This is a genomic window from Nocardia sp. NPDC004415 (assembly GCF_053602435.1).
The window spans coordinates 105716-120331 of record NZ_JBSGDP010000010.1 but is presented as its reverse complement, the minus strand read 5'-3'; the positions used below and the strand labels follow the sequence as shown (position 1 = coordinate 120331).

The following is a 14616-nucleotide window of genomic DNA, read 5'->3' as shown; positions in this document are numbered from 1 at the left end:
GCCTCCCCAAGTGTTATTCCCCCGCCACCTCACCCGTCGCATCCACAACTTCTCAACTCCTTACCACCACCCGGCTAAGGCGCGCACCACCGAAGTGGTCCGCGCCTTCTGTGTGTCCGGGTCAGAACACCCGCAGCGGGCCGGGGCTCCAGAGCCCGGTGCGGGTCTGGGTTCCGGTCGTGAGCTGGGCGGGCGTGGCGGGCAGGTGCTGGTCGTAGCGTTCCAGCGAACCCCAGTCGCGAGCCCAGTCGTCCTTCAGATAGGTCGGGATGGTGACCCGGTTGGCCAGCATCTGCGAGAAGCCGAGCGGGCCGCCGAACTCCTGGGCCTGCCAGGTGTCGGTCGAGGAGATCGCCAGCGGCCGGTCCGGCAGGATCCGGTAGTTGGGCACCTCGGCCACGCCGTTCTTGTGCGCGAACGGACGCTGGCAGGGGAACTGCAGGCCGACGGCCCAGTCCAGCAGCACCGGCTGATCGCGGCCGATGTAGTGGTCCAGGGTCTGCAGCTTGGGCACGCGCGGCGGGGTGAAGGCCAGCCACTGGTCACCGATCAGGATCGGGTCGTTGGCCAGGATGCGCACCGCGTTCGCCTCGGCGGGCAGGTCGGCCAGCGGCACGCGCAGGTTGCGCCACGACGGGTACGGGCCGATATCGCGGGGCAGGTAGGCACCGAGCGCGGTGACGCTGCCGTCCGGATTGCGGGTGCCGTACTCGACCAGCAGCGACTGGCCGTACTTGTCGGCGCCGGTGTCGTCCTTGGAGGCGATGCGGCCCGCCGCGGAGATGACGATCAGCGGCGAGTCCTCGGAGCGGGCGGGCAGCCCGTACCACGACGACTCCAGATGCGCGGGCTGCTGCACGCCCTCCTGGTAGGAACCCAGGATCGGGGTCTGCGCGGGATCGAGGCCGAAGGGCAGGGCCACGGTCGACCCGTTGACGCCGCGCGCGCCCTCACCTCCGCCGGTGCCCGCGCTCTCGCCCTCGGCGAAGGCGGCGCCGACCGACTGGTTGCTGGTGTTGCCGGTGCCCGGCTTCACCTCGACGGCGTCGGCGGAGAGGTCACCGGGCACGCCGTTGGGCGTGAAGGCCACCGAGTCGGTGCCGGCGAGCGGGTCGTTCGGGTCGGTGAGCGGGCGGGCCGGATCGGTGATCGGGTCGAGCCTGCCGCCGTTGGGGTCGGGTTCGACGAGCACGTCGTTGGCCAGGCCGCAGGCGTTGCCGCCGAGCGCGTCGATGTTCGAGCGGGCCAGCGAGTAGGCCGGATACTGCTGGGTGGCGCCCTTGACCAGCGAGAGCACCTCGAAGGCCACCATCAGCCCGACCACCACCGTCAGCGGGATGGCCGCGAACTTGCGGATGCGCCTGCCGCGCTTCGTGGCGACCGAGGGCACCGGTTTCACGTAGTCCTCGCGCAGCGCGTACCAGGCGACCAGGGCCAGGCCCAGACCGAACAGGATCAGCATCACGGTGTTGGAGTTGATGCCGCGCAGCGAGACGGTCTTGTCGAACCACGGCACGCCGTAGCTGGAGACGTACCAGTAGCCGTTGATGCCCGAGAACGACAGCGCCAGCACGAACAGCAATCCGGCCAGGAAGATCGCCCGGTTCTTGCGTGAGCGCAGCGCGCTCTGCGACACGGCCACCGCCGTCACCGCCGCCAGCGAACCCGCGATGCCCGCGTAGGCGCCGAAGTGGTGGGTCCACTTCGTCGGGTTGAACATCATGAAGAAGATGGTGCCGAACACGATGCCCATCAACCGCCAGGTCGGGCCCGAGGCGATGCCGGGCACCTGACGGCGGCGCAGCAGCACCAGCAGCGTGGTGAACAGGCACAGCAGCATCACCAGGAAGGCGAAGCGCCGGGCCAGCGAGCCGTCGACGGTCTCGACGAACATGTAGTAGTAGCGCAGGTAGTCCTCGTACCAGGCCAGGTTCGGGCCGGTGGCCTGACGCACCCGGTTGGCCTCCTGGATACCGGCGAAGGTCTGGTCGCCGTAGACCACCACCAGCACCAGCAGTCCGGCCGAGCCGATCGGCGCCAGCAGCGGCAGCGTGCCGAACTGCCGGTGCCTGCGCACGATGATGCGCACCAGCGGCCGGATACCGGCCAGCAGCGCGGCCACACACATCAGGCCGGTCGGGGCGGCGGCCAGGGTGAAGGCCGCGATCAGCACCGCGATCCCGGCGGGCAGCAGCCGGCCGGTGGCGATGGCGCGCTCGATGGAGACCCAGGTCAGCAGCGCGCCCAGCGCCACGATCGGCTCCGAGCGCAGGCCGTTGTCGAAGGGCAGCCAGAAGGCCAGGAACACCAGACCGCCGGTCCACAGCGCCACCTGACTGCGCTTGACGGCATTACCCAGACGCGGAACCACCTCGCGGCTGATCACCATCCAGCACAGGATGCCGCACACCAGCGCGGGCAGACGCACCCACGGACTGGCCGTGGAGAACTCCGCGAACACCTGGATGACGTAGTAGTACCAGCCGAACGGCGCCTCGGGCACGCCGTACCAGCGGAAGTAGTTGGCCATGTAGCCCGCGTCGGGAGCCACCCGGACCATCGAGAGAATGTAGCCGTCGTCGGAGGTGTTGGCGCCGACGAAATGCCAGACCAGCAGCGTGCCGATCACGGCACCGTCCGCCCAGGTGGGCTTGAGCCAATTGCGCGGCAGGAACCGGCGGTGCCCGCGCCTGTCACTGCCGTCGAGCTGGGCCAGCGCGGCCAGCGCCAGCAGCGTGCACAGCACCGCGGCGACGATCGCGATCAGCTTCACCGGCGACGGGCTCGAGGAGAAGCGCGAGTCGATGGTGGAGGTCAGCGAAAGTCCCTGCGGCACATCGCCGCGCAGGTCGGAGAACACGCCGACGATCTGCGGGCGCAGATCCCCGCCGAGCTGGCCCTGCACCGGCACCCGCACGGTCTCGACCGCGCCGGGCTGCCCGGCGACCGGCCGCTCGATCTCCTTGCTCAGTCCCTCGAAACTCGCGGTGGTGCGGTGCTGGTCGGAGCTGATGACGATGGCCGAGCACTGGTCCATCGCGGACCGGTCGGCCGAGGCCACCACCGCGTTGCGGTCGACCACGTCCACCGCGGTGTCGGACACGCGCACGAACAGCGCCTCCAGCGCGGCGCGGTCGCCCTGCGGCGGCGCGGTCGCCAGCAGCATGCCGCCCTGTTCGGGCAGGCTCGCCACCGCCGAACACGGGATGGTGGCGTCGAGGTCGATCGGCACCTGCGACATCAGCGGCGCCTGGATATTGCCGAGCTTGCCGTTCTGCGGCCAGGTCAGTTCCGCGGTGGTCTGGGTGACCGGCAGGAACGGCGTCGCCAGCGCGAAGAGGGCACCGAGGAGTCCGGCGACCAGCGCGATCCATCGCGCGATCCGGAAGTCCTTCGCGGACGCCGCCGGTTGCGCGGGCGGCTTGGTGAGAACAGCTGTTGCGGCGTCTGGCACGGTTCGCCATGGTATCCGCACCGCCGTCATTGTGAGGGCTCGCACGCCTTCCTGCCGAACATGCACTACGGCATGGTGTGAAGTTCAAGCATTTCATTAGGATTCGCGAGCGGATCCACGTTTCCCGGTAATGCCTATCGGCTATCGATCGCGGCCGTGGGCGCGGGTTCGTCGCGACACAGAAGTTTGTCCACGCTACCAGTGTGTATAGCGCATATAGATAAGAACGATGGTAACTGTTACGCAAGGTAACGGCCGGGCATTTTAAATGCGGAAACCCCTCGTCGACGACGAATGGCGAAGGATTCCGAATGAAAAGGTAGGCGCGAACTGCGCATTACCGAAAACCGCCTTTTCGTACTCTTGAACATGACCGCTTCACATCTGGAAACGGTCGATCACATCGAGGAGTACGCAATGTTCGACAGCAACTTCTTCACACGTTCGGCACTGGTCACCGCGGGTTGTGCGGTGGCCGCGGCATCGTTCGGGCTCGGACCCGCCGCGGCCCAGTCCTCCACCACGGTCAGCCCCGCGGGCGCCGCGGTGCAGGCCACCAACCAGGGCTCGGTGAAGGCGGTGGCCGGCGGTGTCACCATCACCTGCACCACCTCGTCCGCGACCGGCTCCGTGCCCGCCGCGCCGAACAACACCAACCCCAGCGGCCCGGTGACCGTGCCGATCAACGCGCCCACCTTCACCGGCTGCTCCACCAGCATGTGGGGCGTGAGCGCGACGGTGACCACCAGCGGCAGCTGGTCGATCACCGGCCAGAACGGGTCGCCGGTGGCCGGCTCGATCAACGTGCCGACCGGCGGGATGGTCATCCAGACCAGCGGGCTGGCCTCCTGCAAGGTGGTCGTGGCGCCCACCGCACCGGCCACGCTGGCGGGCACCTGGACCAACGGCAGCCCGTCGACGGTGCAGGCCACCAATTCCCCGGCACCTATCAAGGTGACCGGTGGATTCGGTTGCCCGACCAGTGCCACCGGGCGCGGTGGGTAGCCGCCACGCCCGGCGCGGACCCCCATCCCTCCCGGACCCCTCCCCTCCCTAGACTCGACTCCATGACCAAGGTGAATCTCGATACCAACTACGGACAGATCGTGCTCGAGTTGGACGACCAGGCCGCGCCGAACACGGTCGCCAACTTCGTGAACTACGTGAACGCGGGTCATTACAACGGCACCGTGTTCCATCGCGTCATTCCCAATTTCATGGTTCAGGGCGGCGGCTTCGAGCCCGGCCTGAAGCAGAAGCCCACCCAGGCGCCGATCCAGAACGAGGCCACCAACGGCCTGAAGAACGACAAGTACACCGTCGCGATGGCCCGCACCAACGACCCGCACTCGGCCACCGCCCAGTTCTTCATCAACGTCTCCGACAACGCCTTCCTCAACCACTCGGCCCCCCAGGGCCAGGGCTGGGGCTACGCGGTGTTCGGCAAGGTCACCGACGGCACCGAGGTCGTCGACAAGATCGCCGCCGTCTCCACCGGCAGCGCGGGCCCCCACCAGGACGTCCCCGTCGACGACGTCATCATCGAATCCGCCACCATCGCGTAGCTTTTCGACAGTGCACCGGGCCGCCACCGAGACAATCGGTGGCGGCCCGACCGCACTCGATTAGACTTTACGAATTGAGTAGAGTCCACCTCGACGGTGTTCGGGAGGAGCGCGTGATGACTGCCGAGACAGCGCCCCCGGCCTGGATGCACGAGCAGATCACGGCGGCGGAATACGACTCCTGGTCCGAGGAGCAGTGTGCGGGTATCGAGATCGTCGACGGGATGGTCGTCGTGAGTCCCAGCGCGTCCAAGCGCCACAATCGCCTCGCCCGGATTCTGGCGAATGCGTTGGATGAAGCCGCCGGTCCGGAATGGAACGCCGACACCGATTTCGACGTGCGGCTCCAGGATGTCCCGCTGACCAACCGCCGCCCCGACGTCGTCGTCTACCGAGCGGACACCCTCGATATCAGCCCGACCCGCCCCGAGCATGTCCTGTTGGTCGTCGAGGTCGTCTCCCCCGGCTCGGAGACCACCGACCGGATCGTGAAGGTGGACCAGTACGCGAAGGCCGGCATCGCCTTCTACTGGCGCGTCGAACAAGCCGCGACCGGCGTACCGCTGATCTACACCTACATCCTCGACCCGGCGACCAGGTCCTACCGGACCGGCGACATGTTCACGGGCATCATCAAAACCACCGCACCGTTCCCGACCGAGATCGACCTCGGCAGGCTCTGACCTCGCGGCACCACAACGATACCCAGGCACATACGCGAACGGGCCGCTCCGGAGGGTTCCGGGGCGGCCCGTTCGGGGGGGTCTTGCCTAGAGGGGCAGGACGTGGTGTTTGCGGGGGTTGCGGACGATCTTCTTGTCTTCCAGCAGTTTCAGGGCGCGGCGGATCTCGAGGCGGGTGGTGGCCGGCTCGATGACCGCGTCGATGAAGCCGCGTTCGGCGGCGACCCACGGGGTGGCGATATTGGTGTTGTAGAAGTCGATGAGCTGCTGGCGGACCGCGGCGCGCTGGTCTTCCGGGGCGGCGGCGATCTGGGCGGCGCCGATCAGGCTGACCGCGCCCTCGGCGCCCATGACGGCCAGGCGGGCGGTGGGCCAGGCCAGGTTGATGTCGGCGCCGAGCTGCTTGGAACCCATCACGGCGTAACCGCCGCCGTAGGACTTGCGCACCACCAGCGTGATCTTCGGGACCGACGCCTCCACGTAGGAGAACAGGAACCGGCCACCGCGCTTGATCACGCCGACCTTCTCCTGCTCCACACCCGGCAGGAAGCCGGGGGTGTCGACCACGAAGATCAGCGGGATCTCGAAGGCGTTGCACAGGCGAACGAAGTGCGAGGCCTTGTCCGAGGCGCGCGCGTCCAGCGCACCGGCCGAGGCCAGCGGCTGATTGGCGACCACGCCGACGCTGCGGCCGTCCACGCGCGCGAACCCGGTGATGATGTTGGGTCCGGTGCCGGAGCTGATCTCCTTGAACTCACCGTCGTCGAAGATGCGCAGCAGGATGTCGTACATGTCGTACCCGGCGTTGTCCGAGTCCGGCATGATCGTGTTCAGCTCGCGATCGGAATCGGTGATCTCGGGCTCGAGGCCCGGATTCACGACCGGCGGCAGCTCCTGGCAGCTGGTGGGCATGTAGCCCAGGTACTCGCGCACCCACTGGAACGCGGCCTCTTCGTCCTTGGCCACGTGGTGGATGTTGCCGTACTCGGCCTGCGTGCGCGCGCCACCGAGCTCCTCGAGGCTGACGTCCTCGCCGGTGACCTCTTTGATGATCTTCGGCCCGGTGACGAACATGTGCGCCGACTCGGTCGCCACCACCACATCGGTGCAGATCGGCTCGTACACCGCGCCACCGGCACAGTTGCCCAGGATCAGCGAGACCAGCGGCACCATGCCCGAGAGCGGCTCGAGATTGGTCGCCATCCAGGCGTACCAGGCCAGCGAGCTGATCGCCTCCTGCACGCGCGCGCCACCGGAATCGTTGATGCCGACCAGCGGGATACCGACCTTGGCGGCGTACTGCATGATGCCGCACAGCTTGCGCCCGAACGCCTCACCGACCGAACCGCCGTAGACGGTCTGGTCGTGCGAGAACACCGCCACCGGACGGCCTTCCACCAGGCCGTGACCGACCACGACACCGTCACCGTAGAGCGCGGTCGGATCGCCCGGCTTGCGCACCAGCGCACCGATCTCGACGAAGGTACCCGGGTCGAGCAGCTGGTTGATCCGGTCGCGGGCGCTGGGAATGCCCTTGCGCGCCCGCTTCTCGATCCCCTTCTGGCCCGCGGGCTCTTTGGCGAGCTCCAGCCGCTCGTGTAGATCGGCCAGCTTCTCGGCGGTGGTGCTCACTTCTCTCCCTTTGCGGAAATCGCGGCCAGCTTGGCGGCGAGGTCGGCACCGATCTGGCCGATCCGCGGTTCGTCGACGATCTGGAGGTGGTCGCCCGGGATGTGGACCACCTCGAGGTTCGGGATGTACTCATCCCAGCCACCGTTGGGGCGGCGATCCGCGTAGCGCGGCTCGAGCTCGATCGCGCCGTCGTGGTAGCGATCGGCCAGGTAGAGGACCACGTCGCCGTCGTAGCGGCTGGGGTCCTTCTGCTCCAGTGCGCGGTTCTCCAGGTAGGAGTGCCGCTGATGCTCGAGCACGCCGCCGGGGATCTTGGCTCCCGAGAGCTTGATCAGATCGCTGATCATCGCGAACTGCTCGGCGTCGGTCGCGGCCGCCAGTTCCTCGATCTGCTCACGATCCAGTTCGGAGGGCACGTTGTAGGTCTTCTTGGCGAAGGCCTGGTACCGCTCCAGGCGTGCGATGCGGCCCTCGAGGGTGTTGTCCTCCGGCTCGACGGTCATCGCCAGGTCGATCAGGCCGATGTGGCGCACGTCGGCACCCTCTTCGCGCAGCATCTGACCCACCTGCAGGGCCAGCACCGCACCGAGCGACCAGCCGTACAGCACGTACGGGCCATCGCCCTGGATCTTGCGCAGCTCCGGCAGGTACTGACGGGCCCGCTCCTCGATGGAGCCCTCGACCCGCTCGAAGCCGTACATCGGGGTGTCGGCGGGCAGACGCTTGAGCAGCGGCTCGTAGACGAGGGTGTTGCCTCCGGCGGGGTGGAACACGAAAACCGGTGCGGCGGTGGAACCTTCGGTCCGTGCCCGCAGCGGACGGATGAAACCGTCCACGTCGGCGCCGCTGTCCTGCAGGCTGCGCACGACCTCGGAGAGCTGCTCGATGGTCTCGCAATCGAGCACGTCGTCGACGGTCACCTCGGCCTTGACCCGCTCGGTGAGGCGGGCCGCCATCCTCTCGGCGACCTCCTCCTCCAGGATCGGCAGGGTGTTGAAGATGCCGCCCGGCGAGGTTCCCGTGACGACAGCCCAGGTGGCATAGGCCAGGCGCTCGGCAGCGTCACGTGGCGGAACGTTGTCCTCGTCCCCGGCCGGGGCCGAGTAGTCGACGTCCGGCAGCGCCTCGGTCGCGACCGACGGCTGCGCTGCGCTGTCGGCCTCGGCACTCCCCTGCGCGGCGACGGTCGCCGACGCGTCGACCGCGGCCTGCGACTCGGCATCAGCCGGAACCGCTTCGGTACCAGCGGTTTCCGACGGCAGCTCCGCACCGGCGGCTTTGGCCGCTGCCAGCGGATCATCACCGGCGGCGATCGCCGCGCGCGCGGCCTCGACGAAGTTCGCGTCGACGCCCAGCTCCACATCCTCACCGGCGGCACGCGCGGCGGCCTGCTTCTCCGACATCGCCGCGACCTCGTCGCGATGCTCGATGGCGTAGCGCAGCACCTTCGACACCTCGTTGAGGCTGGCGTCGCGGACCGCGGAGATCTGCAGCTGCGGGATGTCGAACTCGTATTCGACGCGGTTCTTGATGCGCATCGCCATGAGCGAGTCCAGGCCGAGTTCCATCAGCGGGATCTCCATCGGGAGATCCTCGACGGCGTAACCCATGGACTCCGCGACGATCACGCACAGCCGCTGCTCGACGGTCTCGCCGCTGTCGGGGCGCCAGCGGTCGCTGGTGGCCACGGCGATCTCGGCGGCGGTCGGCTCCGGCTCGGTGACGGCCGGGAGTGCCGGGGCCACAACGGGTTCGGGCAGTGGCGCACCGGAGGTGACCACGGCGTCGAACAGCAGCGTGAAGCCGATCGGCGTCTTGGCGTGCACCTGCACCGACGCACCGCCGAGGTGCGGGGTGAGGGTGGTGGTCAGCGTGCCGGTGGTCGGCAGCGCGGCGTGCGGATGCGAGACCGTGACGGCGACGTCGGAGAGCACCTGCGCGGCGGCGGCCCGCACCAGCGCCGTCAGGTCGGTGACCGAGCCCGCCTGCACCTCCCAGGCGTGGCGCCCGTCGGGCATGGCAACGTGCGCGCCGGGCACCCGGCTGTCGCCGCCGGTCGCGGCGAAGGAGGCCTTGGGCCAGTACTGCTTGCGCAGGAACGCGGTCCGCGGCACCTCGGCGTAATCGCCCTGCGGCAGCAGCGAACTCAGGTCCACCGCGTGGCCGTGCACATAGAGCTGGGCGAGCGCGCCGATGACACCGGCGGCCTCGTCTTCCTTGCGCTTGAGCGTGGGGATGAGCTGCGCGTCGTGCACGCCCGCGGCGAAGGTGGTGCCGAGGACCTGCATCAGCGCGACAGAGTTGGGCGCCAGCTCCAGGAAGGTGGTGTGCCCGGAGTCGACGGCGGCCTTGATCGCGTGGGTGAAGTACACCGACCCGCGCATGTTCTTGACCCAGTAGGGCTCGTCGTGCACCGGCTCGGAACCGGCCTTGAAGAACAGGCCCTCGTGCACGGTCGAGTACAGACCGGTCTTCAGGCGGGTGGGTTCGATGCCGGCCAGTTCGGCGGCCAACTCGCCCAGCAGCGGGTCCATCTGCGAGGTGTGGCCCGCGCCGCGGGTGGGCAGGATGCGGGCGAACTTGCCGGACGCCTCGACCTCGGCCACGATCTGCTCGACCTGCTCGCGCGGACCGCCGATCACGGTGTTGGTCGGCGCGGCGTACACCCCGACCTCCACATCGGGGAAACGCGGCAGCAGCTGGGCCACATCGTGGGCGCTGAGTTCGACCAGCGCCATATTGCGCACGTCGTCGTCGCTGAGCATCTGCTCGCCCTCGCCCATCAGGCGCGAGCGGGCGCAGATCACGCGCACCGCGTCCTCGAGGCTCAGACCGCCCGCGATGTAGGCACCGGCGACCTCACCCATCGAATGCCCGACCACCGCGGCGGGCTCGGCGCCGTGCGCGCGCAGCAGCGCGGCCAGGCCGAGCTGGGTGGTGAAGATACCGACCTGGCAGGTGCCGACGTCGTAGTCCTGCTCGTCGTCGAGGAACATCTCGCGGATCGAGTAGCCCGCCTCGTCCTGCACCAGCTCGTCGACCTCGTCGACGGTCCGGCGGAAGATCGAGTTCTCGTTGTAGAGCTGCTTGGACATCTTGCGATGCTGCGCGCCGAAGCCACACATCACCCACACCGGCGCCGCGGCGGCCGGGGAATCGGCGGTGAACACGCCCGCGCCCGGCTTGCCCTCGGCGATGGCGCGCAGGCCGGTGACGGCTTCTTCGTGCGTCTTGGCCAGCACCACACCGCGCGAACGGTGATGGCTGCGCTTGGCCAGCGCCCGCGCCACATCGGCCAGCGGCACGTCCTTGCCGGGGCCCTCCAGCCAGTCGGCCAGCTCGGCGGCGGCGCGCTTGCGGCGCGAGGGCAGGTAGGCGGACACGGCCAGGATCACCGGCAGCGGTTCGGCGCGATCGCCGTCCCACTCCGGCACCGGCCGCACCGGCTCGGCGGCGGCCTCGGTGATCGCGACGGCCTCGGCGACCACATCGGTGGTCTCCTCGCCCTCGATCTCCTCGGCGGCGACCTGCGTGGGGGTGACGTCTTCGACCACGGCCGGAGTGGGCACGTATTCCTGCAGGACCACGTGCGCGTTGGTGCCACCGAAACCGAAACCGGAGATGCCGACGGTCGCCACGCCGCTGTAGCGCGGGAACTCGGTCGGCTCGTCGACGACCGAGAGGTTGGCCTGCGCGAACGGGATGTAGGGGCTGGGGCCCGCGTAGTTGATGTTCGGCGGAATCACGTTGTGCTGGAACGCCAGCAGCACCTTGGCGAGGGCGGGGACACCGGCGCCGGATTCCAGATGGCCGAAGTTGGTCTTGACCGAGCCGAGCAGGGCGGGCTTGTCCGCGTCGCGGCCACGGCCGACCACACGCGCCAGCGCCTCGGCTTCGATGGGGTCGCCGATGGGCGTGCCGGTGCCGTGCGCCTCGATGTAGTCGACGGTGGTGGGGACGATGCCGGCGTCGCGGTAGGCGCGGCGCAGTACGTCGGCCTGGGCGTCCGGGTTGGGGGCGAGCAGACCGTTGGAGCGACCGTCGTTGTTGACCGCCGAGCCCTTGACCACGGCATAGATGTGGTCGCCGTCGCGTTCGGCGTCGGCCAGGCGCTTGAGCACGACCAGGCCGGCGCCCTCGGAGCGCACCATGCCGTCGGCGTCGGAGGAGAACGCCTTGATGCGGCCGTCGGCGGAGGTGCCGGGCGCGAAGCCGAGCGTCGGGAACGGCATCAGCAGCATGTTCACGCCGCCGGCCAGCGCCACGTCGGCGTCGCCGTCGCGCAGCGCGCGCACCGCCTGGTGCACGGCGACCAGGGTCGACGAGCAGGCGGTGTCCACGGTGACCGACGGGCCACGGAAGTCGTAGAAGTAGGACACCCGGTTGGCGATGATGCCGTTGGAGCTGCCCATGATCGCGTAGCCCTCGGCCGAGGCCGGGATGTCCGGGTCGGCCTCACCGAGCGCCAGCGCGGCGATCATCGCGAAATCGCTGGACGAGGAACCGATGAACATGCCCACCGGCGCGCCCTTGAGGTCGCTGGCCGGGATGCGCGCGTGCTCGAGCGCCTCCCAGGTGAGCTCCATCATCAGGCGCTGCTGCGGGTCCATCCGCTCGACCTCGATCGGCGAGGTCGCGAAGAACTCGGCGTCGAAGCCCTTGACGACCTCCTGGTCGAGGTAGCCACCCCTGGTCTTGCCTTCGGCGACGGCCGCGGCCACGGTGGGGTCGCTCAGGAACTCGGCCCAGCGGCCCTCGGGCAGCTCGCGGATCGCGTCGCCGCGACCGATCAGGAACTCCCAGGTCGACTCGGGGGTGTCGCCCGCGCCCGGCAGCCGCGTCGACAGACCGACGATCGCGATGTCGTGCGCTTCGCTGGGGGTGAAGGCGGCGGTGTAGTCCTCGTCGTTCTCGACGGCGGGCTCGGGCTCACCGTTGACGATGATCTCGGCCAGCGACCCGATCGTCGGATGCTGGTAGATCACCGTCGGGGCGAGCGAGACACCGGTGAAGTCCTCGATGTCACCGCCGAGGGCGAGGGCATCGCGCGAGGCCAGCCCGAACTCCTCCATCGGCCGGTCGACGGTGATCGCCTCGACCGACTGTCCGGTCGCGTCGGCGACCCATTTGCGCAGCCAATCACGCACCTCGGCGACCGAATGGTCGCCCGGGGACGCAGTCGTTGCGCTCTCGGCAGCTGTGGTGCTGGGTCGATCGGCGCGATCTGGGGAGGCCTCGTTGTGTTCCATCAATTCCTCAAGCTACCTGTCTGCGTACAGGGCGCGCCGTGGATTGACGCCCGGCATGCTCGACATGCCGGGCGTCATCACCGAACCGGTCGGCCGATTACTCTTCTGGTGCATCGGGGAAAGCCTGCTGGGTGTAACCACCGCGCAGCGTTCCCTCGAGGTAGGCGGCCTTGCAGGCGCGCCGGGCGATCTTGCCGCTGGAGGTACGCGGGATGGAACCCGCGGGAACCAGCAGGATGTCACGCGCGGTGACGCCGTGGCGCTGGGAGACCGCCGCGCGCACCGCGTCGGCGATCGGGGCCGGGTCGGCCTTGCCCGCGCCGGGACCCCGCTCGGCCACGATCACCAGCTGCTCGGACGCGTCGTCGGCGTCGAACTTCAGGCCGGCGTGACTGTCGGCCGCGAAGACCTCGGCGGGCAGCTGGTTGGCCGGCACCGCGAAGGCGGCGACGAAACCGGGGCGCAGCGCGGTGGAGGCCTCCTGGGCGGAGAACTCCAGGTCCTGCGGGTAGTGGTTGCGGCCGTCGACGATCACCAGGTCCTTGACGCGACCGGTGATGTAGAGCTCGCCGTCGAAGTAGACGCCGAAGTCGCCGGTGCGCATCCAGTCCGCGTCGGCGGCGGTGCCCTCGGTGTGCCCACCCGGCTGCCGCTCGGTGACCCGGTTGCGGAAGGTCTTGCTCGACTCGTCGGGGCGACCCCAGTAGCCGATGCCCATGTTGTTGCCGTGCAGCCAGATCTCGCCGACCTGCCCGTCGGCCAGCTCGCGGCCGCCGTCGGGGCCCTCCACCGACTCGGGGTCGATGATCGCGGCCCACTGCGACAGGCCGACGTACCCGCAGGAGACCTGCGCGATGGCGTTCTCGGCGGACTGCTCCACGCGGACCATCCGGCCCTTGTTGAGCTCGTCGCGGTCGACGTAGATGTACTTGGCCTCGTCCTCGGCCTTGGTCGCCGAGACGAACAGCGTCGCCTCCGCCATGCCGTAGCAGGGCTTGATGGCGGTCTTGGGCAGGCCGTACGGGGCGAAGGCCTCGTTGAACTTCTTCATCGAGGACACCGTCACCGGCTCCGAGCCGTTGATCAGACCGATGACGTTCGACAGATCCAGCGACTCGCCCGCCTTCGGCACACCGCGCGCGGCGGCGTGCTCGAACGCGAAGTTCGGCGCGGCGGCGAAGGTGCCCGCCCCGTCGGAGACCGCGGCCAGCTCGTTGATCCAGCGCGAGGGACGGCGCACGAACGCGCTCGGCGACATGATGGTGATGAACTTGCCGCCGACCGCGGGCAGGATCACCGTCAGCAGGCCCATGTCGTGGAACAGCGGCAGCCAGGTGACACCGCGCGAGTTCTCGTTCATGTTCAGCGAGTTGATCATCTGCAGCAGGTTGGTGCCGACCGCGCGGTGGGTGATCTCCACACCGGCCGGGACCCGGGTGGAACCCGAGGTGTACTGCAGGTAGGCGATGTCGTCGATCGCGGTGTCGGGGCGGATCCAGGAGTCACCGAGGGTGTCCGGGATCGCGTCGACGGCGATGATGCGCGGGCGCTGCGCGGCGGGCAGCGAGCGGAAGAACTGGCGCACGCCCGCGGCCGAGGAGGTCGCGGTGAGGATCGCCGAGGGCTCACAGTCGCCGAGCACGGCGTGCAGCCGGTCGGTGTGGCCCGGTTCGTCGGGGTCGAACAGCGGGACCGAGATGGTGCCCGCGTAGATCGCCGCGAAGAAGGAGATCACGTAGTCCAGACCCTGCGGTGCCAGGATCGCGACCCGGTCACCCGGGTTGGTCACCTGCTGCAGGCGAGCGGCCACCGCGCGCAGCCGAACTCCGAACTCCTGCCAGGTCAGCTCGTGTACCTCGCCGTCGCGCTCCCGCGAGTAGTCGATGTAGCGGTACGCGAGCGTATTCGCGTCGTTACGGGTGTGCTTCTCGACGTGATCGACCAGGGTCCGACCCTCGGGAATGACAATGTTCCCGGTCTCGTCCAGGTAGTCGTCGAAAGTCTCTTCCATTCCTTCTTCTCCTCCGAGGACC

At 68.9% G+C, this 14616-nt stretch carries 7 protein-coding genes; 3 read left to right on the top strand and 4 right to left on the bottom strand.

Annotated elements, in window-relative coordinates; genetic code table 11:
- Positions 1 to 121: 121 nt before the first annotated feature.
- Positions 122 to 3454 (bottom strand): arabinosyltransferase domain-containing protein, encoded by a 3333-nt coding sequence (locus ACWEMY_RS07625; protein WP_452389308.1) that lies wholly within the window; start codon positions 3452 to 3454, stop codon positions 122 to 124.
- A gap of 417 nt (positions 3455 to 3871) precedes the next feature.
- Here ACWEMY_RS07625 and ACWEMY_RS07620 point away from each other — a divergent pair, with 417 nt between their 5' ends.
- The 3 genes from ACWEMY_RS07620 (at position 3872) to ACWEMY_RS07610 (ending at position 5702) form a co-directional block, all read left to right on the top strand.
- Complete coding sequence (locus tag ACWEMY_RS07620) at positions 3872 to 4459, top strand: hypothetical protein (RefSeq protein ID WP_452389307.1); 588 nt, start codon at positions 3872 to 3874, stop codon at positions 4457 to 4459.
- A 62-nt stretch (positions 4460 to 4521) separates the two neighbouring features.
- Positions 4522 to 5019 (top strand): peptidylprolyl isomerase, encoded by a 498-nt coding sequence (locus ACWEMY_RS07615; protein ID WP_375932498.1) that lies wholly within the window; start codon positions 4522 to 4524, stop codon positions 5017 to 5019.
- Between the two features lie 116 nt (positions 5020 to 5135).
- Positions 5136 to 5702 carry a Uma2 family endonuclease gene (locus tag ACWEMY_RS07610; protein ID WP_452389306.1) on the top strand — a complete coding sequence of 189 codons (567 nt, stop codon included), beginning with the start codon at positions 5136 to 5138 and terminating at the stop codon, positions 5700 to 5702.
- An 87-nt stretch (positions 5703 to 5789) separates the two neighbouring features.
- Here ACWEMY_RS07610 and ACWEMY_RS07605 read toward each other — a convergent pair whose 3' ends face one another.
- The 3 genes from ACWEMY_RS07605 to fadD32 all read right to left on the bottom strand — a co-directional run bounded on the left by ACWEMY_RS07605 (position 5790) and on the right by fadD32 (position 14594).
- Positions 5790 to 7334 carry an acyl-CoA carboxylase subunit beta gene (locus ACWEMY_RS07605; protein WP_375932492.1) on the bottom strand — a complete coding sequence of 515 codons (1545 nt, stop codon included), beginning with the start codon at positions 7332 to 7334 and terminating at the stop codon, positions 5790 to 5792.
- Positions 7331 to 12583, bottom strand: a complete 5253-nt coding sequence (gene pks13, locus ACWEMY_RS07600) for a polyketide synthase Pks13 (protein ID WP_452389305.1) — start codon at positions 12581 to 12583, stop codon at positions 7331 to 7333. The genes ACWEMY_RS07605 and pks13 overlap by 4 nt, the downstream gene beginning before the upstream one ends.
- A 97-nt stretch (positions 12584 to 12680) precedes the next feature.
- Positions 12681 to 14594, bottom strand: a complete 1914-nt coding sequence (gene fadD32, locus ACWEMY_RS07595) for a long-chain-fatty-acid--AMP ligase FadD32 (RefSeq protein ID WP_375932486.1) — start codon at positions 14592 to 14594, stop codon at positions 12681 to 12683.
- Positions 14595 to 14616 lie beyond the last annotated feature (22 nt).